The 20,727-nt window shown below is 66.8% G+C and carries 18 protein-coding genes; 4 read left to right on the forward strand and 14 right to left on the reverse strand.

Going from position 1 to position 20,727, the window contains the following annotated elements; all coding sequences use genetic code 11:
* Nucleotides 1–27: 27 nt before the first annotated feature.
* The 14 genes from ACUVYZ_RS03000 to ACUVYZ_RS03065 form a co-directional block, all read right to left on the reverse strand.
* Nucleotides 28–1,542 carry a malonate--CoA ligase gene (locus ACUVYZ_RS03000; protein WP_439932958.1) on the reverse strand — a complete coding sequence of 505 codons (1,515 nt, stop codon included), beginning with the start codon at nucleotides 1,540–1,542 and terminating at the stop codon, nucleotides 28–30.
* A complete protein-coding gene (locus ACUVYZ_RS03005) occupies nucleotides 1,539–2,870 on the reverse strand; it encodes a carboxyl transferase domain-containing protein (RefSeq protein WP_439932959.1) in 1,332 nt (443 codons plus the stop codon). The genes ACUVYZ_RS03000 and ACUVYZ_RS03005 overlap by 4 nt, the downstream gene beginning before the upstream one ends.
* Before the next feature lie 40 nt (nucleotides 2,871–2,910).
* Nucleotides 2,911–3,258, reverse strand: a complete 348-nt coding sequence (locus ACUVYZ_RS03010; protein WP_439932960.1) for an AzlD domain-containing protein — start codon at nucleotides 3,256–3,258, stop codon at nucleotides 2,911–2,913.
* Complete coding sequence (locus ACUVYZ_RS03015; protein ID WP_439932961.1) at nucleotides 3,251–3,973, reverse strand: AzlC family ABC transporter permease; 723 nt, start codon at nucleotides 3,971–3,973, stop codon at nucleotides 3,251–3,253. Before ACUVYZ_RS03015 ends, ACUVYZ_RS03010 begins: the two co-directional genes overlap by 8 nt.
* A gap of 17 nt (nucleotides 3,974–3,990) precedes the next feature.
* On the reverse strand, nucleotides 3,991–4,884 hold the full coding sequence (locus ACUVYZ_RS03020) for an ABC transporter permease (RefSeq protein WP_439932962.1): 894 nt from the start codon (nucleotides 4,882–4,884) through the stop codon (nucleotides 3,991–3,993).
* 4 nt (nucleotides 4,885–4,888) lie between these two features.
* Nucleotides 4,889–5,842, reverse strand: coding sequence for an ABC transporter permease (locus ACUVYZ_RS03025; protein WP_439932963.1), 954 nt, complete (start codon nucleotides 5,840–5,842; stop codon nucleotides 4,889–4,891).
* A gap of 80 nt (nucleotides 5,843–5,922) precedes the next feature.
* Nucleotides 5,923–7,500, reverse strand: coding sequence for an ABC transporter substrate-binding protein (locus ACUVYZ_RS03030; protein ID WP_439932964.1), 1,578 nt, complete (start codon nucleotides 7,498–7,500; stop codon nucleotides 5,923–5,925).
* A gap of 108 nt (nucleotides 7,501–7,608) precedes the next feature.
* Entirely contained in the window at nucleotides 7,609–9,687 is a 2,079-nt protein-coding gene (locus tag ACUVYZ_RS03035) for an ABC transporter ATP-binding protein (protein ID WP_439932965.1), read from the reverse strand.
* A gap of 212 nt (nucleotides 9,688–9,899) precedes the next feature.
* Nucleotides 9,900–11,132 carry a CaiB/BaiF CoA transferase family protein gene (locus tag ACUVYZ_RS03040; protein ID WP_439932966.1) on the reverse strand — a complete coding sequence of 411 codons (1,233 nt, stop codon included), beginning with the start codon at nucleotides 11,130–11,132 and terminating at the stop codon, nucleotides 9,900–9,902.
* A gap of 47 nt (nucleotides 11,133–11,179) precedes the next feature.
* Nucleotides 11,180–11,959: an enoyl-CoA hydratase/isomerase family protein gene (locus ACUVYZ_RS03045; protein WP_439932967.1), complete on the reverse strand. Its 780-nt coding sequence runs from the start codon at nucleotides 11,957–11,959 to the stop codon at nucleotides 11,180–11,182.
* A 12-nt stretch (nucleotides 11,960–11,971) separates the two neighbouring features.
* Nucleotides 11,972–13,252 carry a TRAP transporter large permease gene (locus ACUVYZ_RS03050; RefSeq protein ID WP_439932968.1) on the reverse strand — a complete coding sequence of 427 codons (1,281 nt, stop codon included), beginning with the start codon at nucleotides 13,250–13,252 and terminating at the stop codon, nucleotides 11,972–11,974.
* Entirely contained in the window at nucleotides 13,252–13,764 is a 513-nt protein-coding gene (locus ACUVYZ_RS03055; RefSeq protein ID WP_439932969.1) for a TRAP transporter small permease, read from the reverse strand. The genes ACUVYZ_RS03050 and ACUVYZ_RS03055 overlap by 1 nt, the downstream gene beginning before the upstream one ends.
* A 65-nt stretch (nucleotides 13,765–13,829) precedes the next feature.
* Nucleotides 13,830–14,813, reverse strand: a complete 984-nt coding sequence (locus ACUVYZ_RS03060) for a TRAP transporter substrate-binding protein (RefSeq protein ID WP_439932970.1) — start codon at nucleotides 14,811–14,813, stop codon at nucleotides 13,830–13,832.
* Nucleotides 14,814–14,892: 79 nt separating this feature from the next.
* Nucleotides 14,893–16,098: a pyridoxal-phosphate-dependent aminotransferase family protein gene (locus ACUVYZ_RS03065; RefSeq protein ID WP_439932971.1), complete on the reverse strand. Its 1,206-nt coding sequence runs from the start codon at nucleotides 16,096–16,098 to the stop codon at nucleotides 14,893–14,895.
* Nucleotides 16,099–16,347: 249 nt separating this feature from the next.
* Between ACUVYZ_RS03065 and ACUVYZ_RS03070 the strand changes: the two genes are divergently transcribed.
* The 4 genes from ACUVYZ_RS03070 (at nucleotide 16,348) to ACUVYZ_RS03085 (ending at nucleotide 20,618) form a co-directional block, all read left to right on the forward strand.
* Entirely contained in the window at nucleotides 16,348–17,061 is a 714-nt protein-coding gene (locus tag ACUVYZ_RS03070) for a GntR family transcriptional regulator (protein WP_439932972.1), read from the forward strand.
* Nucleotides 17,058–20,060 carry an FAD-binding and (Fe-S)-binding domain-containing protein gene (locus tag ACUVYZ_RS03075; RefSeq protein ID WP_439932973.1) on the forward strand — a complete coding sequence of 1,001 codons (3,003 nt, stop codon included), beginning with the start codon at nucleotides 17,058–17,060 and terminating at the stop codon, nucleotides 20,058–20,060. The genes ACUVYZ_RS03070 and ACUVYZ_RS03075 overlap by 4 nt, the downstream gene beginning before the upstream one ends.
* A 125-nt stretch (nucleotides 20,061–20,185) precedes the next feature.
* Nucleotides 20,186–20,407, forward strand: a complete 222-nt coding sequence (locus ACUVYZ_RS03080; RefSeq protein ID WP_439932974.1) for a type II toxin-antitoxin system HicB family antitoxin — start codon at nucleotides 20,186–20,188, stop codon at nucleotides 20,405–20,407.
* A gap of 40 nt (nucleotides 20,408–20,447) precedes the next feature.
* Nucleotides 20,448–20,618 (forward strand): type II toxin-antitoxin system HicA family toxin, encoded by a 171-nt coding sequence (locus ACUVYZ_RS03085; protein WP_439933094.1) that lies wholly within the window; start codon nucleotides 20,448–20,450, stop codon nucleotides 20,616–20,618.
* Nucleotides 20,619–20,727 lie beyond the last annotated feature (109 nt).

The raw sequence follows: 20,727 nt of genomic DNA on the forward strand, positions 1-20,727 counted from the left end.
CGGGAGCGGGCGCGAGGCTGCCCCGCCTCAGTCGGACTTAGAGAACATCTCTCGCAATACGCTTTTTTGCACTTTGCCCATGGCATTGCGGGGCAGCCCCTCCACGAAGTACACCCGCTTGGGCACCTTGTAGCCGGCGAGCTTGCTTTTGACGTGCTGGATGATGGCTTCCTCAGTGAGCCCCGCGCCGTCCCGGTCCCGCACCACCACCGCGGTGACCGCTTCGCCGAAATCCGGGTGGGGAACGCCGATCACCGCGGATTCCAGCACGCCGGGAATCTCGTCGATCGCGAGCTCCACCTCCTTGGGATACACGTTGTAGCCGCCCGTGATCACCAGGTCCTTGGCGCGCCCCACGATGGAAAGGTAACCATCGTGGCTGAACACGCCCACGTCGCCGGTGCGGAAGAATCCGTCGGCGGTGAACTCCTCCCGGGTCTTGTCCGGCAGGCGCCAGTAGCCCAGGAACACGTTGGGCCCCTTGACCTGGATGCCGCCGATTTCCCCCGTCGGCAGGGGCCGGTCCTGCTCGTCGGCCACGCGCACGCTCACGCCCGGCAGGGGAAAGCCCACCGTGCCGGGTCGCCGCTCGCCGTCGTAAGGGTTGGAAGTGATCATGCCCGCCTCCGACATGCCGTAGCGCTCCAGGATCGCGTGGCCCGTGCGCTCGCCGAAGGCCCGGTGGGTTTCGGCGAGCAGGGGCGCGGAGCCGGAGACGAAGAGCCGCATGCCCCGGCAGGCCTCCCGCGTGAGCCCCGGTTCGTGGAGCAGCCGGGTGTAAAAGGTGGGCACACCCATGAGCACGGTGGCCCGGGAGAAATCCTCGAGCACCGCCTTGGGGTCGAATCGGCGGTGAAACCGCATGCAGGCGCCCGCCAGGAGCGCGCAGTGCACCGCCACGAACAGGCCGTGCACGTGGAACAGGGGCAGGGCATGGATGAGCACGTCGCTGCTCGAAAAGCGCCAGTAGTCGCGCAGGGTGAGCCCGTTGGAAGAAAGGTTGCGGTGGGAAAGCATGGCGCCCTTGGCCCGGCCCGTGGTGCCCGAGGTGTAGATGATGCAGGCGAGATCGTCCTCCATCGCCTCCACCGTATCGAAGTCCGCGGGCAGGCCCGCGGCGGCGTCCATGAGGGTGCCCCGGCCATGCTCGTCCAGGGTCAGCACGTGGCGCGTTCCTGCCCGGTCCGCCAGGGGTTCGATCCACGCCTTCGCCTGGGGCCGGCACACCACCAGGGCCGGCTCGGCGTCGCTCAGGAAATAGCCGATCTCGTGCGCCTGATAGGCGGTGTTGAGGGGCAGATACACCATGCCAGCACGCACCGCGGCGAGGTAGAGGAATAGCGCCTGGGGAGACTTTTCCACCTGGGCGGCCACCCGGTCGCCCGGCTTGAGCCCCAGGCTCGCGAGCAGGTTCGCCAGGCGAGCGGTTTCCCGCTCCAGGTCTTCGTAAGTGTAGGACGCGCCCTCCCGGTCGATGAGGGCCGGCATGGCGGCCGTCCGGGGAAAGCAGCCGGCGATCACGCTGTAAATGTTGGCGTTCATGGCAGGGATCGATCGAAAAGGGCCCGGCCCGCCCGGGCGAACTCGTCCGCCGGAAGCACCCGGTCCACCACGCCCAGCTCGAGCAGCCGCTCGGGGCCGCGGTCCTCCGCTTCCGCCGCGCCCAGCACCTGGGCCACCGCCTGGGGCGGCAGCTCCATGATGGACGCATGGGGCAGGGCCCACACCCGGTCGGCGGGGCAGGCAAGGCTCACGTAGATGCCCCCCGCCGCCGTCCCCGTCACCAGCAGCGTGAGGGGACAGAGCCCCTTGACATGATGCAGCACCTGGGCGAGGTGGGTAAGGTACGCGGACAGGATGACCCGCTCGTCGGCGCTGCGGGCTGCGTGCCCGGGCGCGTCCATAAGCAGCACCAGGGGAAGTTTCGGATGGGCGTGGCCGAAGGCGAGGGCCCCTTCCCCCAGGAGCCAGGCCCTGCGGGCGCCCACCGGCTCACCCCCCAGGAGCCCCAGGACGCCGACCGGACCCGCTTCCGTGGCGGCCGTGCCCCAGAGCACTCCCTCCCGGAATCCGGCTCGACAGCCCCGGGGAAACAGGGCGTCCAGGGTCCGGCCCAGCGCCCTCGGCACCGGGTCCGCCGGGGACGGGGGAACGGGCTCGAGCCCGAACGCCGAGAGTCGGGCCTTCAAGTCGGCGTGTCGCTGGGCGAGGGAAGGCGGTCCCCGTTCCTCGATCTCCCCCAGCCAGCGCAGGGCTGCCGCCCGGAAGGCGTCCGCCGAGTCGGCCACCAGGTGCTCTTCTTCCCTGTGGCGGCACCGGGATTTTCCGCCCATGAGGTCCCGGACCGCGTTTCGGTCCCGAGCATTCAACTGGTCCCGGCCTCCCAGGGCTTCGATGATGGCCGGACCCGACATGGCGAGCAGGGTGCGTTCGCTATAGATCCGCCGCTCGCAGGCGAAGGCGAGCATGCTGGCGCCGCCGAAGGCGTGGCGCGGCAGCAACGCCAGCAGCCGCCCGCCCCTCGCCGCAAACTCCAGCACCCGGCGGTACAGGCGGCGAAACGCGCCCAAGGCTTGCAGCCCTTCGGTGAGGCGGGCCCCGGCCGAGTCGATCACCAGCAGCAGGGGCCAACCCTCCCGCTGGCAAAGCTCGCAGGCTTCCATCAGCCGCTCGGCCTCCCGCCGGCCGATGGAGCCGCCGGCGTCGGCGGCGTCGAAGGCGGCCAGCACCGCCGGCTCGCCGCCCACACACGCGGGGCCCGCCAGCACCGCCGAGTCGATCCCGGGCAGAGGCGCGAAACTGCCCGGGTCCACCAGGGCGTCGATGCGCTCCCTGGGTCCCATCGCCGAGAACGTGGTCCTGCCTTCCATTCCCCTTGCCCCAAGTCCCGTGGGCGCGGCGGATGCCGGTTCAGGCCATGGCCTGCCTGGCCCAATGGAGGATCACCAGCGCCGTTCCGCCGGTCACGACGCCGTAGAAGAGGTTGCGCCCGCCGAAGAAGAAGACCGCCGAGGCGGCGGCGCAGGCGAGGAGCCGGTCGGCGAGCATAGTCTGCTCCAGGGTGCCGCCGGGCATCAGGAGGATGCGAGCAATCAGCCCGGCGATCATGGCGTAGGCCACGCACCCCACCCAGACGAAAACGGGACTCTCGGTGCGTAGCCCCCCGGAGAGCGTGACCCCCAGCCCCCGCCAGAGATAGGTGGCCAGACCGCAGAGCAGCGCCACCAGCCACGCCGGCATCCCGCCCAGCTCAGCCACGCCGCTCCCCCGTGCGCAGGGCGAGATAGGCCAAGGTGCCCCCCGCGACGCCCCCGGCCAGCACGCTCCAGCCCGGGACCACCAGGTGCGCGGCGGGTCCCGCCAGGGCGCCGCACACCATGGCCAGCACGGTCGCCCGCGTGCGGGCATCACCCGTCAGGATGAGCAGGAAGTAGACGGGGCTCAGGAACACGAAGCCCAGTTTCACCAGGGGCGGCAGTCCGTCGGCGAGCAGGTAGCCGAGGGCGGTGCACAGGAAGCTTGTCCCCCAGTTGGTGAGGGCGAACCCGACGAAATAGGCGAGCCGGGCGTCCGGAGGGAGTTCGGGGCAGCGCCGCATAGCCGCCGCCCATCCGGTCATGGCCACCAGATGGGCGGCCAGATAGAAAGCCACCCGCGAATGCCGCGGAGCGCGCAGCAGCGGCATCAAGGCCACGGTCATGGGCAGGAAACGGGCGCTGGTGAGCATGACCGTGGAGACGACGGCGAGGAGCGGAGCGCCGATGGCGTGCATCTCCACCAGCACCACCTGACCGGGCAGCGCCCAGATGGCGGCGGTGGAAAGGAGCGCGGCGAAGAGGGAGAAGTCGTGCCCGGCCGCCAGGGCGCCGAAGCCCAGGTAGCCGGCGCCGAGGACGGCGGAAGGCACGCCGAAGGACTCCCGCGCCCCGTCGCGGAAGGCCGCAGCGGCGGACGAGGGGGCGATGGTGCTCAACGCAAGCTCCCTTCCGGTTACAGCTTGATCTTGGGATCGAGCCAGTCCCGCAGGGAGTCGCCGAACAGGTTGAAGGCGAAGACCGCCAGGCTGATGGCCACCCCGGGGAAGACGATCATCCACGGGGCCTCCCGGTAGAAGTCGGCCGCCGAGCCGGAGAGCATCAGGCCCCACGCCGGCGTGGGCTCCGTGACGCCGAGCCCGAGAAAGGATAGGGACGCCTCCAGCAGGATCGCCTGGCCGACGAAGGCGGTGAGCATGATGAGGAAGGGGGCCACCACGTTGGGCACGATGTGGCGGAAGATGATGCGGGTGTGGGAAAAGCCCGCCGCGCGGGCGGCGTCGATGTAGGGCAGCTCCCGGATCGCCAGGGCGGAGGAGCGCACCACCCGCGCCACCTTGGGCACCATGGGCAGCCCGATGGCGAAGATCAGGTTGAGATCGATGCCGAACACGATGTTCTTGCCTAGGATCGCCACCACCGCCAGCGCCAGCACGATGATTGGGAAGGAGAGGAGTACGTCCATGAAGCGCTGGATGATCATATCGGCCTTGCCGCCGAAGTAGGCGGAGACGACGCCGATGACGGCCCCCACCATAGACCCCCAAAAGGAGGAGAGAAAGCCGACGGCGAGGGCCGTTTGCGCCCCGTAGATGATGCGCGACAGCACGTCGCGGCCGAAGTTGTCAGTGCCCAGCCAGTGCTCCCACGACGGGGGCGCCAGCAGGTTGGCGTAATCCACCGCCAGCGGATCGTGGGGCGCCACCCAGGGGGCGAATGCGGCGGCGAAGACCATGGCCAGAATAACGACGAGGCCGAACGCGCCCATCGGCTGGTAGACGACGAAGGCGAGCAGCGGGTGGCGCTGCTTGGGCACGCGGTAGGTGACGGCAGGGGCGACGTCGCTCATTTTCTCACCGGTACCGAATGCGGGGATCGAGCACCGCGTAGAGCAGGTCGATCGCGAAGTTGATCAGGATGAAGAAAGCGGCCACCAGCAGCACCAGCGCCTGCACCATAGTCATGTCACCCCGGGAGACCGCCTCTACGAACAGCTTGCCAATGCCGTTCAGGTTGAACACCTGCTCGGTGACCACCAGGCCACCGATCAGAAAGGCAAACTCCAGGCCGATCACCGTCACCACGGGCAGCATGGCGTTGCGCAGGGCGTGGCGCCGGATCACAAGGCGCTCGAACACCCCCTTGGCCCGGGCAGTGCGGATGTAGTCCTCCTGCAGTACCTCCAGGATGGTGGAGCGCATCATGCGGGTCGCCACCGCCGAGTAGCGGTAGCCCACCGCCAGCGCCGGCCAGATGAGCTGGGACAAATTGGCCTTCGGATCCTCGAAGAAGGAGGTGAAAGTGAGCGGCGGATGCCAGTGAAAAAAGGAGAGGAGAAACAGGATAATGATCATCCCAAGCCAAAAAGAGGGTACCGCCAGCCCGGCCACGGCGAAGACGCGGATCACGTGATCGATCCAGGAATCCTTGAACAGGGCCGAAAGCGTGCCGAGGGGGATGGCGATCAGCACCGCCAGAATGGTCGCCATGACGGCCACTTGCAGCGAGAGCTCCAGCCGGATGCCGATCTCGTAGGTGACCGGCTTGCCGGTCCACATGGAATAGCCCAGGTTGCCCTGCAACACGCCCCCCATCCACTTCATGAACTGGACGTGGATGGGCTGATCGAGTCCCAACCGGGCACGCTCCGCATCGATGACCTCCTGCGGGACGTGGCCGCCTTCGCCGCGCAGCATCACGTCCACCACGTCCCCGGGCATCATGCGCATCATCAGGAACACCAGGATGGCCACCCCCAGCAGCGTCGGGATCATCAGCAGGATGCGGTGGATGGTGTATTTGAGCATCTTCGGGTCAAGGGGTGGAGAAAGGCGGGCCGGCGGGGCGGGCGTTCCGCCGCCCGCCCCCGGCCGCCGCTAGGTCATGCTCACTCGTCCAGCCATACGCCGGCCAGGTCCTGGTTGAGGTAATGGCTTGGCGTGATGTGCCAGCCCTTCATCTTCTTGTGATGCACGATGATCCGGTGCCACCAAATGGTGGGGATGATGTAGGACTTGTCGAGCACGTACTGCTCCAGCTCCCGCAGGATCTTGTAGCGCTCCTTCTTGTCCAGCTCGCCCGACTGCTTGTCGTAGAGGTAGTCCACCTTGCGGTCCACGTAGCCCGAGTAGTTGATGGTGGAGCGGTCCGCGGACAGGTACTTGAGCAGTTGCAGGTTGGGCTCATCCATGAAATCGCAGTTGAAGTCCAGTGCCGCGTCGTAGTTGCCCTCCTGCTGCCGTGCAAGGTAGAGGCGGGTCTCAAGCTGCTCGTGCTCCACCTGGGCGCCCACCTGCCGCCACTGGTCGATGAGGAACACGCCCACCGGGGTGTAGGGCATGGGCACGTTGCGGTTGGTGAGCTTGAACTTGAGGCCTTCCGCGCCGGCCTCTTTGAGCAGCCGCTTCGCCTCCGCGCGGGACTTGTTGACGTCCTTCCAGAAGCCGGGATAGGCGACGAGTTCCTTCTCGCTCGCCGCCAGCTCGTAGCCGGGCCGCAGCAGCCCTCCCACGTGGCGCACCAGGGCGACCCGAGAAAGGGCCTCCGCCCCGCCCCAGCGGTCGATCGCCAGGGAAAGTGCCCGGCGTACCCGCTCGTCGTCGAACGGCTTCTTGTGGGTGTTGAAGCTCACTACCAAGGCGCACACCCAGGGGGATTCCTGCACCACCGCGTCCTTGCCCAAGGTCTGGACGATGCGGTCCCGGTCCGCCGGCGAGTGGCCGCGAAACTCGGCCAGCACCTCCCCCGCCGCCAGGGCGTTAACCATCGCCGCCCCCTTGATGAAGATCGCCCGGTAGCCGTCCAGATAGGGCTTGCCCTTGTCCCAGTAACCGTCGAAGCGCTTGCCCACCCAGTGGGAACCGGCCACGTGCTCGACGAAAGTGAACGGACCGGTGCCCAGGATGTTGCGCTCCGGAAACTTGGGGTCCTCCTTGAGCTTGGCGGCGCTGTAGATGCAGTCCCAGGGGCTGGCGAAGTTGGACAGCATGGAGGCGTTGCGCTTCTTGAGCTTGAACACCACCGTGTGCGGGTCCGGGGTGAGGATAGTGTCGATGTCTTCATAGGCCGCCTGGCGCAGGGAACGCACCCCGGCCGGCGGCTGGCGGATGCGGTCGTAGGTCGCCTTCACGTCCTCCGAGGTGAAAGGGGACCCGTCGTGAAACTTGACCCCTTTCCTCAGCTTGAAAGTGTAAGTCAGGCCATCCTGGGAAACGGTCCAGGACTCCGCCAGATCGCCCACGATCTTGGGATAGTTGGGCGGATCGAACTTGAGCAGGGTGTTGTAATGAGGACGCACCGGGTGAATGAACGCGAATGAGGAGTTGGCGTGGCAATCGTAGTTAGGCGGCTCCGCAGTCACGGCGAACTTGAGCTCGCCGCCGCGCTTCGGCGCCTGGGCGTACGCGCCGCCGGCGGCGAGGACCGCCGCCACGGCTCCTGCGAGAAGGAACGCTGGTGCTCTCATGTTCTTTCCTCCTTGGTTGGTGGTTGGCGACTTTGTTCGCTTGCTCTTTCGCCCACCGCTCGCCACGGCATGGCCGGGGGTACGGCATTGTGGGTGTTGTCCGTTGCGCTACAGCTTGATGCAGGCGGCAAAATGGTTGTCCTTCACCTCCTTGAGCTCGGGCACGACCCGCCTGCACTCTTCGCCGGCGAGGGGGCAGCGGGTGTTGAACACGCAGCCGGTGGGCGGATTGAGCGGGCTCGGCACCTCGCCGCCGAGTAGCCGAGGGGAGCGACGGCGCTCCAGCGAGGGGTCGGGAATCGGCACCGCCTCGAGCAACGCCTTGGTATAGGGGTGTTGCGGCTCCCGGTAGAGCGCATCCCGGTCTGCCACTTCCATGATCCGCCCCAGGTACATGACCACGACCCGGTCGGAGATGTGGCGCACCACCGCCAGATCGTGGGCGATGAAGAGATACGTGAGCTTGAGCTTCTCCTGCAGCTCTTCCAGCAGATTGATGATTTGGGCCTGGATCGACACGTCCAGGGCCGACACCGGCTCGTCGCAGACGATGAACCGGGGTTCCAGCGCCAGCGCCCGGGCGATGCCCACCCGCTGGCGCTGGCCGCCGGAGAGCTGGTGCGGGTAGCGGTCGGCCATGTAGGCGAACAGCCCCACCTGCTGCAGCAGCTCCTCCACCTTTTCCTGGGCGGCCTTTCGATTCGGCTGCAGCCCGTGGACCTGCATGGGCTCGGCGATGATCTCGCCAATGGTCATGCGCGGGTTGAGCGAGGAGAAAGGGTCTTGGAAGATGATTTGGGCCCGGCGCCGGTAGCGCTTCAAGTCCTGGCCGCGGGCCCCGAGGACGTCCAGATCCTCGAACCGCACCTCGCCGGCGGTGGCCTCCTCCAGGCGGATCAGGGTCCGCCCCACGGTGGTCTTGCCGCAGCCGGACTCGCCCACCAGCCCCACCGTCTCCCCGGGAAAGATGTCGAAGGAGACGTCGTCCACCGCCTTCACCACCGCCTTGCGGGCGGAAATCAGCTGGAGCCCCGCCGAGACGTGGAAATAGGTCTTGAGGCGGCGCACCGACACCAAGGGTTCGCTCCGGTCCACCCGCTTCACCAGCGGTTCCTCCACCGCCGCGCTTACCAGGCCCAGCCCCGTGGGGCCTTTGCGGTCCATCTCCTCGGCCCGGAAGCAGGCCGCCCAATGGCCGGGGCCCACGTCCACCGGCGGCGGCAGCTCGTGCTCGCAGCGCTCGATCCTGGCCAAGCAGCGGGGGGCGAAGCGGCAGCCGGTAGGCGGGTGCATCAGGTTGGGGGGCATGCCCTCGATAGTCTCGAGCTTGCGCCCGCGGGGCTTGTCCAGCCGCGGCACCGAGCGCAATAGGCCTGCCGTGTACGGGTGGCAGGGTCGGGCGAAAATGTCCTCGGCGGCACCCTGCTCCACCATGCGCGCCGCGTACATCACGTTCACCCGGTCCGCGTAACGAGCGACGATGCCCAAGTTGTGGGTGATGATCACCAGGGCGATGCCAAGCTCGCGGGAGAGCTCCTTCATGAGCTCCAGGATCTGGGCCTGAATGGTGACGTCGAGGGCAGTGGTGGGCTCGTCGGCGATGATGAGCTTGGGGTTGCAGGCGAGACCGATGGCGATCATGGCCCGCTGGCGCATGCCACCGGAGAACTGGTGGGGATATTGGTCGAGCCGCCGCGCCGGGTCGGGAATCCCCACCATCTTCAGGAGATCCAGCGCCCGGGTGCGCGCTTGCTCTTCGTCCATCTTCAGGTGGATGAGGAGCGGCTCCATGATCTGGAAGCCGATGGTGAGCACCGGATTCAAGGACGTCATCGGCTCTTGGAAGATCATCGCGATGTCCCGGCCGCGTACTGCGCGCATCTCCTCCTCCGAGAGCCTGAGCAGGTCGCGGCCCTCGAACAAGATGCGTCCGCCCACGATATGGCCAGTAGGCTTGGCCAGCAGCCGCATCACCGCCAGGGCGGAGACCGACTTGCCGCACCCCGATTCCCCCACCAGGGCCACCACCTCGCCAGCGCGCACCTGATAGGAGATGCCCTCGACCGCACGCACCACCCCGCGGCTGGTGACGAAGTGCACGTGCAGATTCTGCACGTCCAGCAGCACGTCGCCCGCGTGCTGGGTGGCGCGGGCCTGCGAGTCGAGGATGGCGGTGGTCGCGTCCATGTCAGCCTCAGCTCAGACCGGAGCGCGCATATTGCAGCGCAAGGTGAAGATTCTCCTCGTCCGCGGGCAGCGCACTGTCGCGCTCTGTGTTTTTTTGGGTGAGCGGCAAGCAGTCATTGTGTTGAATACTCGAGGGACCGTCAATGCACCCAGTCAGCAGTGCTCCTCTCCTACCGATGGCAGGCTGGCGCCCCCTTCTGTGCCTTAGGTTTTTAAGGAACCACCGCCCCTTCCTCGTCGGCGGCGATCACCGCGCCTTCGTGCACCAACGCCTCGATCTCCACCTCCGAGTACCCATGCTCGCGCAACACTTCCCGCGTGTGCTCGCCGAGGACGGGGGCGCTGCGGGAAACCTCGCCCGGTGTGGCGGAAAGCTTGATCGGAAAGCCCAGGCTCTTCACTCTTCCGAGCCGCCGGTGCTCGGTCTCCACCACCATCTCCCGCGCCTGGGTCTGGGGATGAGAGAGCATCTCCGGAATGCTCAGGATCGGCCCCACCGGCAGCCCCGCCGGCTCGAGCAGTTGCAGCCACTCTTCGGTGGTGCGCTCGACGAAGCGGCGGGTGAGGGCCTCCGCCAGCGCCTCCCGGTGGGCCATGCGGTCGCGGTTGGTCTTGAAGCGGGGATCGTTCGCCAGCTCGGGGGCGTTCAGCACCGAGAGCAGCCGCTCCCAGTTGGCCTGGTTGGCCGCGCCGATGTTGATCCAGCCGTCCCGGGTCTTGAACGCCTGGTAGGGCGCGCTGGTGAGATTTCCCGAGCCCATGGGGGGCGCGGCCTGGCCGGTCGCCAGGAAGTAGGCGGTATGCCAGTAGGTCTGGGTGATCCCAGCCTCGAAGAGAGAGGTGTCCACCCGCTGACCCTCCCCGGTCTTCAAGCGATGGAGGTAGGCGGCGACGATCCCCAGCGCCGCCAGGATGCCGGCATTGATGTCGGTCACCGGGCCCCCGCACTTGACGGGCGGCCGCCCGGGCTCACCCGTGATGCTCATGAGCCCCGACACGCCCTGGGCGATGAGATCGAAGCCCGGCTTGCCGGCCCACGGGCCGGTGCGTCCGTAGCCCGAGATCTCGCAGTAGATGAGCCCCGGGTTGAGCGCCCGCAGCGTCTCGTAGCCGAAGCCCAGCTTTTCCATGGTGCCCATGCGGTAGTTCTCGGTCACCACGTCCGCGGTCGAGAGCAACCGCCGGAGCACCTGCTTGCCGCCCTCGGTCTTGAGATTGACGGCGACGCCGCGCTTGTTCCGGTTCATGATGATGAAGGCGGTGGATTCCCCGTTGATCTCGGGGATGCCGAAGCGGCGCGTGTCATCGCCGCCGGGCACTTTTTCCACCTTGATCACGTCCGCGCCCAGGTCGGCCAGCAGCATCCCGCACATGGGCCCGGACATGATGTGGGCGAGCTCGATGACCTTGAGTCCCGCGAGGGGACCCGGACGCTTTTCTGCCATGGCGCTTTCCTCGTGTGGCGAGAATCAACAACTCCTTGCGGCGGGCTCTAGCGGCCCTCGAACTCTGGCTTCACCTTGGCCAGGAATGCCCGGTAGCCGATCTTGAAGTCCTCCGTGTCGTAGCAGCGGAAGCCTTCGTCCAGCTCGGCCTCGGTCAGCTCCCCGCCCCGCTCCAGGCGGCGGATGAACTGCTTGTGCCAGCGCGCCACCAGGGGCGCGCCTTCGGCGATGCGCTGGGCCGTGGCGTAGGCTTCCGCCTCCACCTGGTCGTCGGGGACGACCCGGTGCACCAGGCCTTTTTCCTTCGCCTCCCGGGCGCCGAAGACCCGCCCCTCGAGCAGGAGCTCCAGCGTGGTGGCCCGGCCCACGAGCTTGAGCAGCGCGCCGATTTCGGCGTGGGCCATCACCAGTCCCAGCTTGTTGATGGGAACGCCGAAGCGGCTCGATTCCCCGCAGATGCGAATGTCGGCGAGGGCCGCGATCTCCAGCCCGCCGCCGACGCAAATCCCCTTGATCAGGGCCACGGTGGGAATGGGGCATTCCGCGAGCGCCGACAGCGCCCCGTGCAACACGCGCCCGTAGGCTTTGCCTTGCTGGAAATTCGAGCGTTCGGTCGCGAACTCGCCGATATCGTTGCCGGGCGAAAACGATTTGTCCCCGGCCCCGCGCAGCACGATGCAGCGCAAGCCCTCCTCGACCGAGAGCTGCCGCATCGCCTCCCCGAGGCGCTGCCACATGTCCTTGGTCATGGCGTTCAGCTTGTGGGGGCGGTTGAGCACCACCGTGGCGATGAAGCCGTCTCTTCGCACCAGAATCTCGTCCGGCATGGCTTACCTCGATCAACGATAGAACAGGTTAACCAGCGACAGGGGAATCGCCGGCACGTAGGTCACCAGGAGCAGCACCAGGAGCAGCACGCCGATGAAGGGGAGATTGGCCTTGGTCACGTCCCAGATGTTCTCCTTGGCGATGGAGCAGGCAGTCATCAACACGCTCGCCACGGGCGGGGTCTGCTGGCCGATGGCGAGATTCAGGGTCACCACCAGCCCGAAGTGCACCGGGTCGATGCCCACGGCGTTCACCACCGGCATGACGATGGGCACCACCAGGATGATGGCTGCCGCCGAGTGCAGGAACAAGCCCACCGCCAGGAAGAACAGGTTGAACAGGGCCAGGATCAGGTACTTGTCCGAGGTGAGCTCGGCGATGGCCTGGGCCAGCCGCTGGGGCACCTGCTCCTCGGTGAGGTACACCCCCAGCAGCGCCGAGGAGGCCACCAGCAGCATCACCACCGCCGTCTGCACGGCGCCGTCGACGATGGCCGCCCGAAGCTGGGGCCAGTCGATCTCCCGGTAGTACACGGCGATGGCGATGGCCGCCACCACCGCCAGCCCTGCCCCTTCGGTGGCGGTGACCAGGCCCCCGAAGATGCCTCCCAGGATGATCAAGGGCAGCAGGAAGGCGAGGGAGGCATCTTTGAAAGTGGCCCACAAGCGCTTCCACTGGAAGGCTTCCTCCACCGGCCAGCCGTACTTGCGGGCGTAGTAGTAGCAGAGTGCCATCATGAGCAGCCCCCCCAGAACGCCGGGGATAATGCCGGCTACGAAAAGCTGCACCACCGAGCTTCCAGACATGACCGCGTACAGGATCATGGGGATGGAAGGGGGGATGATAATGGCCAGGGAGGCGGAGGAAGAGGTGATGGCGGCGGTGAAGGGGCCGGGATAGCCCTTCTTTTTCATCGCCGGCATGAGCACCGAGCCGAGGGCCGCCACGTCGGCCACCGCCGAGCCCGAGATCTCGGCGAAGAAGAGGGAAGTGCCCACGTTCACCATGGCGAGTCCCCCGCGGATGAACCCCAGCAGCGCGGAGGCGAAGGCGATGAGCCGCCGGGAGATGCCCGAGGTGTTCATGATCGCACCCGCCAGGATGAAGAGCGGTATGGCGATCAAGGGGAAGTTGGTGGCCCCGTTGTACATGACGATGGCCAGATTGGGCAGGGACTCCACCCCTTGGCTCACCACGATGGCGACGGTGGCGGCGATGCCCAGGGCCACGGCGATGGGCACGTTGATCAGCACCAGGGCGAGGATGCCTAGGACGAGGAGCGCGGTCGCCATCAGGGATTGGCCTCCGCCCGCGCCACCGGGCCCCCGCCCTCCAGCGCCGCCCGCAGGGCGTCGGGCACCACCAGGAGCTCCGCGATCACGAAGAGCGCCGCGCCAATGGGGATCACCGACTGGGTGTACATCACCGACACCTGGGGCAGGCTCACCAAGTAGTCGGTGGCGAGCACGTCCAGCACGGAGGCGCCTACGTAGGCCATGAGCACGAAGAAGCCGATCACCAGGGCCTCGGCGGCGAGCGTCACCGACACCCGGAGGGAAACCGGCATGGCCTCCACCAGGCCGGGAAAGCCGATGTGGGCGCGCTTGAGCGCCGCCAGGGCAGCGCCGTAATAGGTGAGCCAGGCGAGCAGCACCGAGGCGATCTCGTCATACCACACCAGGGACATGCCGGCCTTGCGGTAGATCACCCCCAGGGTGACGATCGCCGCCAGGGCCAGCATCAGCACGATGACAATGAAATTGAGCAGCCGCTCCAGAGCCCGCCGGAGCCTGTGCAGCGTCATGGGTCTCCTCCTCGTGTATTCGTCGGGGGCGGGGTTTCCGATCCCCGCCCCTCGCGGGACGCTCCTCAGCGCTTGCCGAGCGCGATGGCCCGGTCGATCATTTCCTTGGCGCCCGCCACTTCCTTGCCGAACTCCTCGTAGACCGGCTTGCTGGCGGCGATGAAGGCGTCCTTGTCGGGGGTGTTCACCTGCATGCCGGCGGCTTTGAGCTTCTCCAGCAGCTCGGTGTCGAAGCGCTCAGCAGTCTGGTAGACGAAAGCCTGGGTCTCCTTGGCCGTCTCCTCCAGGACCTTGCGCACCTCGGCCGGCAGCTGGTTCCATTTCTTGAGCCCGACAGTCACGTAAGCCGGCGTGTAGACGTGGCCGGTGAGCGAGAGGTATTTCTGCACCTCCTGGAACTTGGCGCTGTAAATCTGGGCAAAGGGGTTCTCCTGGCCGTCCATGACGCCGGTCTGCAACGCGGTGAACACCTCGGAGAACTTCATCGGGCTAGGGTTGGCGCCGTAGGCCTGGAACATCTTCACCCGCCACTTGCCTTCCGGTACCCGCAGCTTGATGCCCTGCAGGTCTTCCGGCTTCTGGATGGGACGCTTGTTGTTGGTGACATGGCGATAGCCGTTTTCCCACACGGCGATGATCTTGAGCCCCTTCTTCTCCGCGAGCGGTGCGAGTTTCGGCCAGACCACTTCCTTCTCGATCCGCTTCATGTGCTCCCGGTCTTTCACCAGGTACGGCATCTCGAAGATGCCGAAAGCGTCCACCTCCGAGGACATCACGGTGGAGGGAAGGGCGAAATCCACCGTCCCCAGCTTGAGCTTCTGCAGCAGCTCCTTGTCGCCGCCGAGCTGGCTGGAGCCGTAGACCACCACCTTGTATTTGTCGGCGAGCTTCGCGTTGGCGCGCTGGGCGAACTCCTCGGCGGAAAGGGCGAAAAGGGAGCCCGGCTCGCCCACGTGGCCGAACTTGAGCTCCACCGGCTCCGCCCGCGCAGGCGTGGGAGCCAGGGCGGCGAAGGCGAACAAAACGATCAGCAGCCGTAAGAACTTCATGGTCTTCCTCCTCTCTCTCGGTCGTCATTCCCACCACGCCCAGGCGGGCGCGGGCTCACTGCACGAATTCGGGGTACGGTTATGCGGCGCTGCGCGCGTCCCGCTTGACGGTCCCCGCCGCCTGCTGCGCCAGGTAATCCATGGCTGTCTGCACGCCGCCTTTCCGGTGAGGCACGCCCGCCAGCTCGAGCCCCATCTCCACGCCGGAGAGGGTGCCCGCTAGCATGAGATCGTTGAAACTGCCCAGGTGGCCGATGCGAAACACCTTGCCTTGGAGCTTGCCCAGGCCGCTGCCCAGGGACATGTCGAAGGCCTCCAGGATTACCTGGCGCAGATGGTCCGCGCTATGCCCCTCGGGTACCAGGACCGCGGTAAGGGAGCTGCTGTATTCCGACGGATTCAAGCACAGCACCTCCAGGCCCCAGGCCCGCACGGCGCGCCGGGTCGCTTCCGCGTGCCGGTCGTGGCGGGCGAACACGTTGTCCAGCCCTTCCTCCAGCAACATGGCAATGGCCTCCCGCAGGCCATAGAGCAGATTGGTGGCCGGCGTGTAGGGGAAATAGCCGGTCTTGTTGGCCTCCAGCATTTCCTCCCAGCCCCAGAACGACTTGGGCAGGCGGGCGTGGCGGGACGCGGCCAGGGCCTTTTCGCTGACGGCGTTGAACGACAGGCCCGGCGGCAACATCAGACCCTTCTGGGAGCCCGCCACGGTCACGTCCACCCCCCATTCGTCCATGCGGTAGTCGATGGAGGCGAGGGAGGAGATGGTATCCACCATGAAGAGGGCAGGATGGCCCGTCCGGTCGATGGCTCTGCGGATTTCGCCGATGCGGCTGGTCACCCCCGTGGAGGTCTCGTTGTGCACCACGCACACCGCCTTGATGCTGCGAGCCTTGTCCTCAGCGAGCTTCGCTTCCACCAAGGTGGGGTCCACCCCGTGACGCCAGTCGCCGGGGACGAACTCGGCCTGCAAGCCCAAGCGGGTCGCCATGCGGTGCCACAGGGTGGCGAAATGGCCGGTCTCGAACATGAGAACCCGGTCCCCCGGCGACAGGGTATTCACCAAGGCCGCCTCCCACGCGCCGGTGCCCGATGCCGGGTAGATGATCACCGGGTTGCGGGTCTTGAAGATGTGGCGAATTTCGGAGAGGACTTCGCGGCCCAGGCGCCCAAACTCGGGCCCACGGTGATCGATGGTGGGCCGATCGATGGCGCGCAGCACCCGATCGGGGACATTGGTGGGCCCCGGAATCTGCAGAAAATGGCGACCACTGGGATAACGCATGGCGATGCTCTCGACGATGGGGTGAGCGAAGCCTGCCCTGACATCTTCCGGCAACGACCCTTGCGGCAGGCGTTTTTTAAAACTTTAGCCTACTTCGAGCCTTTTTGTATACAAAATTTTCTTTGCAAAGGCGGTATTCCATAAGTAATTGCCTCTACAAGTATTTCTCTTTTCTGCCTTTGCCTTTTCTCCAACGGCATTGTATTATGCATGCAAACTCTCTTGTTTCAGCTTCGGATCCCCCGCCCCATGAGCGCCCAGGTCACCCCCTTTCCCAGCCTCGACAAAGCCATCCACCGCCGGCCCCTGCACCACGAGGTGGCAGCCCGGCTGCGGGACATGATCATCCAGGGGGAGCTCGCCCCGGGGGCGCGCCTCAACGAGCGGGTGTTGTGCCAGCAGCTCGGCATTTCCCGCACGCCCCTGCGGGAAGCGCTCAAGGTGCTCGCCACGGAGGGGCTGGTGGAGCTGCTGCCCAACCGGGGGGCGGTGGTCACCCAACTCACCCTGCGCGCGGTGCGGGAGATCTTCGAAGTCATGGGCGCCTTGGAGCGTCTCGCCGGAGAGCTCGCGTGCCGCAACGCCACCGACGCCGACATCGCCGAGATCCGGGCGCTCCATTACCAGATGATGGCCCATTACGCCCGCGGCGACCTGGCGGGCTATTTCCGCTACAACCAGCAGATCCACATCAAACTGGTGGAGTGCACCGGCAACGCCACCCTGGCAGCCACCTACCGCAACTTGAACGCCCACGTGCGCCGCGCCCGCTACATGGCCAACCTGTCCCGGGAGCGGTGGGACAAGGCGGTGCAGGAGCACGAGGAGATCCTGGACGCCCTGGTAAAACGGGACAGCGCCCGGCTGCAGGGCCTGCTCCAGGATCACCTGGGGAACAAGATGTTGGTAGTGCTGGAGGCCTTGACCGCTCCGTCCGCTCCCGCTCAGGCGGCCACGCCGTGAACGATCCCGCCTTTCCGCCCACCCGCTCCCCCGCGGCCCAACGCAGCGTCCTGGCCGAGCGTCTCGCGCGGGAGATCGAAGGGGAGGTGCTGTTCGACGCCTTCTCCCGGGGCCGCTACTCCACCGACGCCTCCATCTACCAGATCGAGCCGGTGGGCGTGGTGGTACCCAAAAGCGAGGACGACGTCGCCCGAGCCCTGGCCGTCGCCGCGGACCTGGGCGTGCCCCTGCTCCCCCGGGGCGCCGGCACCTCCCAGTGCGGCCAGACCGTGGGGGAGGCCCTGGTCATCGACCACAGCAAGTACCTGCGGGAGATCGTCGCATTCGATCCCGAGGCGCGCACCGTCACCGTGCAGCCGGGCATCGTGTTGGATCGCCTGAACGCCTTCCTGCGTCCCCACGGGCTGTGGTACCCGGTGGACGTGTCCACCGCCGCCCAGGCTACGTTGGGCGGCATGGCGGGCAACAACAGTTGCGGAGCCCGTTCGCTCGCCTACGGCAACATGGTGCACAACGTGCTGGAGGTGGAGGCGCTGCTCGCGAGCGGCGAACGCCTGACCTTCGGCCCGGTGCCGGAGGCGGGAAAGCCCGTGCCCGGGCCACCTGTCTACCGGCGCTTGGTGGAAACCGTGCGCGCCCTGTACCGGCGCGAGCGCGAAGAGATCGCCGCCAGGGTGCCCAAGGTGATGCGCCGGGTGGCCGGCTACAACCTGGACCTGGCCGCCGACGCGGGACCCTTCAACATGGCCCATCTGCTGGTGGGGTCGGAGGGGACGCTGGCCTGCTTCCAGCGGTTGAAGCTCAAACTCTCCCCCCTGCCCCCCCACAAGACCCTGGGGGTGGTGCACTTCGCCAGCTTCTATAAGGCCATGGAGTCGACCCAGTACATCGTCAGGCTCGAGCCGGCGGCGGTGGAGTTGGTGGACCGCACCATGATCGAGCTTTCTCGGGAGATCGCCCAGTTCCGCGACACGGTGGCGAAGTTCATCCGCGGCGAGCCCGAGGCGATCCTGCTGGTGGAGTTCGCGGGCGAGGACCGGGACGAGCAGCTCGCGAAGCTCAAGCGGTTAGGCGAGCTGATGGGCGACCTGGGCCTGCCCGGGAGCGTGGTGGAGGTGATCGACCCCGCGCTGCAGAAGGACGTGTGGGAGGTGCGCAAGGCCGGGCTCAACATCATGATGTCTATGAAGGGCGACGGCAAGCCGGTGTCCTTCATCGAAGACTGCGCCGTACCACTCGAGCACCTGGCCGACTACACCGAGCGCTTGACCCGGGTGTTCGAGAAGCACGGTACCCGGGGAACCTGGTACGCCCACGCCTCAGTAGGCTGTCTCCACGTGCGGCCGGTGCTCAACTTAAAGAGCGAAGAAGGCGCGCAGAAGATGCGGGCCATCGCCGAGGAAGCCTGCGCGCTGGTCAAGGAATACAAGGGCTCCTACTCCGGCGAACACGGCGACGGGCTGGTGCGCTCGGAGTGGATCGAGCCCATCTACGGCCCGCGGCTCGTCCGAGCGTTCGAAGAGGTGAAGCGGGCTTTCGATCCCCAAGGTCTCATGAATCCCGGCAAGATCGTGCACCCTCTGCGGATGGACGATCGGAGGCTGTTCCGCTTCAAGCCGGGCTACCGCACCCTGCCCCTGGACACGGCCCTCGACTGGTCCGAATACGAAGCGGGGCCCAGCCGCGGCCCCGGCGGCGGCTTTGCCGCGGCGGTGGAGATGTGCAACAACAACGGCCACTGCCGCAAGTTCGACGCGGGGGTGATGTGTCCCTCCTACCGGGTCACCCGGGACGAGCAGCACCTGACCCGGGGGCGTGCCAACACCCTGCGTCTTGCCCTCTCCGGCCAGCTCGGTCCCGATGCGTTCACTTCCCCGGCCATGTACGAGACGCTGGCACTGTGCATCTCGTGCAAGGGCTGCCGGCGGGAATGCCCCACGGGGGTGGACATGGCGCGGATGAAGATCGAGTTCCTGTACCACTACCACCAACAGCATCCGCGCAGCCTCAAAGAGCGGCTCGTGGCGCACCTGCCGCGCTACGCCCCCTGGGCGGCGCGGCTCGCGCCGCTCGCGAACCTGCGCGATCGGGTGCCGGCGCTGGCGCGCTTGAGCGAGCGGCTGCTCGGCTTCTCCGCCCGCCGCTCATGGCCTCAGTGGCACCGCGACTTCTTCCGCGGCCCGCGGGAGGTGCCCGCGGACGGGGTCGCAGTGCCTGCGCCCGAAGGGCGGAGGTGCGACCCGGAAGCGGGCGAGGTGGTGTTGTTGCCCGACACCTTCAACACCTACTTCGAGCCGGAGAACCTGCGCGCGGCCCTGCGGGTGCTCGCCGCCGCCGGCTACCGGGTCGCCGTGGCGGCGCCGGCGCACGGGGGGCGGCCCCTCTGTTGCGGGCGCACCTATCTCGCCTCGGGCATGGTGGAAGAAGCCCGCGCGGAGGCGCAGCGATTGATCGCAGCGCTTCAGCCCTTCGTCGCGCGGGGCGTCCCGGTCGTGGGCCTGGAGCCTTCGTGCCTCCTCACCTTGCGGGACGAGCTGCCGGCCATGCTCCCCGGGCTCGAGGCGCAAGCCCTCTCCCGCCGGGCGCTCCTGTTCGAGGAGTTTCTCGTGGAGGCGCGGGATGCGGGCCGGCTCGAGCTTTCCCTTGGCTCCCTGCAGGCCTCCCGAGTCCTGGTGCACGGCCACTGCCACCAGAAGGCCTTCGGGGCGTTCTCCTCGGTGGTGCAGGCGCTGCGGATGATCCCGGGACTGCAAGTCGAAACCATCGAGTCCTCCTGCTGCGGCATGGCCGGCGCCTTCGGCTTCGACGCGGCCTACTATGACGTGTCCATGAAGATGGCGGAGCTGTCGCTGCTGCCCGCGGTGCGCGCCGCCGGGCCCGAGGCGCTCCTGGTCGCCGACGGCACGAGCTGTCGCCACCAGATCCGGGACGGCGCGGGGCGCACCGCGCTGCATGCCGCGCGGGTGCTGGAGCAGGCGCTGCTCGCTCCTCAGCCCTAGAACCCTCCTCTCAATGATATGCGCAACAGTAAGGGCGGTCTCGCTTGCCCTAGCCAGCAAGCATGGCTAGACTCTGAGCTGCCTAAATCACGCCGCGCGCCGCATTCATAAACGGAGCAGAGGCTATGGAAAAACAACTTACTGCAATCATCGAGCGGGAAGGAGACGGCTATGTGGCGCTCTGCCCGGAACTGGATATCGCGAGTCAAGGCGACACCATTGAACAGGCGCGTGACAATCTGCGGGAGGCCCTTGAGCTCTTCTTCCAGTCCGCATCACCTGAGGAGATCGCCCAGCGATTTCATGAGGAGGTGTTCGTGACGCGAGTGGGCGTGGCCATTGGGTAAGCTGCGCATTCTTTCGGGCAAAGAGGTTTAGGTTTGTGCCATTCTCACTCGTTACGGGTTTGTTGAAGTGCGCCGGCGCGGCAGCCACATTGTCATGCAGAAAAGGCTGGCAAACACCACGATTACGGTTTCTGAACTTCGCATAGGCACCCTTCAGTCGATCATTCGGCAATCCGGCGTTCCGCGCAACGAATTCGAGCTTCGGTCATGAGGGCTAGGCGGCGGGGTTCGTTGCAGGGAAGGTAACGGGCGCACTTCTCTAAAAAACGCCCGTAGGGCGTGAAGTAGGTTCCAAGGCTCTCTCCTTCGCCGCGGGCGTA

It is taken from the genome of Pelomicrobium sp. P1, assembly GCF_052805615.1.

Coding starts and splice junctions, on each gene's coding strand:
- ACUVYZ_RS03000 (WP_439932958.1), bottom strand. CDS start 1,542: ATGAACGCCAACATTTACAGCGTGATCGCCGGCTGCTTTCCCCGGACG.
- ACUVYZ_RS03005 (WP_439932959.1), bottom strand. CDS start 2,870: ATGGAAGGCAGGACCACGTTCTCGGCGATGGGACCCAGGGAGCGCATC.
- ACUVYZ_RS03020 (WP_439932962.1), bottom strand. CDS start 4,884: ATGAGCGACGTCGCCCCTGCCGTCACCTACCGCGTGCCCAAGCAGCGC.
- ACUVYZ_RS03025 (WP_439932963.1), bottom strand. CDS start 5,842: ATGCTCAAATACACCATCCACCGCATCCTGCTGATGATCCCGACGCTG.
- ACUVYZ_RS03030 (WP_439932964.1), bottom strand. CDS start 7,500: ATGAGAGCACCAGCGTTCCTTCTCGCAGGAGCCGTGGCGGCGGTCCTC.
- ACUVYZ_RS03035 (WP_439932965.1), bottom strand. CDS start 9,687: ATGGACGCGACCACCGCCATCCTCGACTCGCAGGCCCGCGCCACCCAG.
- ACUVYZ_RS03040 (WP_439932966.1), bottom strand. CDS start 11,132: ATGGCAGAAAAGCGTCCGGGTCCCCTCGCGGGACTCAAGGTCATCGAG.
- ACUVYZ_RS03045 (WP_439932967.1), bottom strand. CDS start 11,959: ATGCCGGACGAGATTCTGGTGCGAAGAGACGGCTTCATCGCCACGGTG.
- ACUVYZ_RS03050 (WP_439932968.1), bottom strand. CDS start 13,252: ATGGCGACCGCGCTCCTCGTCCTAGGCATCCTCGCCCTGGTGCTGATC.
- ACUVYZ_RS03055 (WP_439932969.1), bottom strand. CDS start 13,764: ATGACGCTGCACAGGCTCCGGCGGGCTCTGGAGCGGCTGCTCAATTTC.
- ACUVYZ_RS03060 (WP_439932970.1), bottom strand. CDS start 14,813: ATGAAGTTCTTACGGCTGCTGATCGTTTTGTTCGCCTTCGCCGCCCTG.
- ACUVYZ_RS03065 (WP_439932971.1), bottom strand. CDS start 16,098: ATGCGTTATCCCAGTGGTCGCCATTTTCTGCAGATTCCGGGGCCCACC.
- ACUVYZ_RS03070 (WP_439932972.1), top strand. CDS start 16,348: ATGAGCGCCCAGGTCACCCCCTTTCCCAGCCTCGACAAAGCCATCCAC.
- ACUVYZ_RS03080 (WP_439932974.1), top strand. CDS start 20,186: ATGGAAAAACAACTTACTGCAATCATCGAGCGGGAAGGAGACGGCTAT.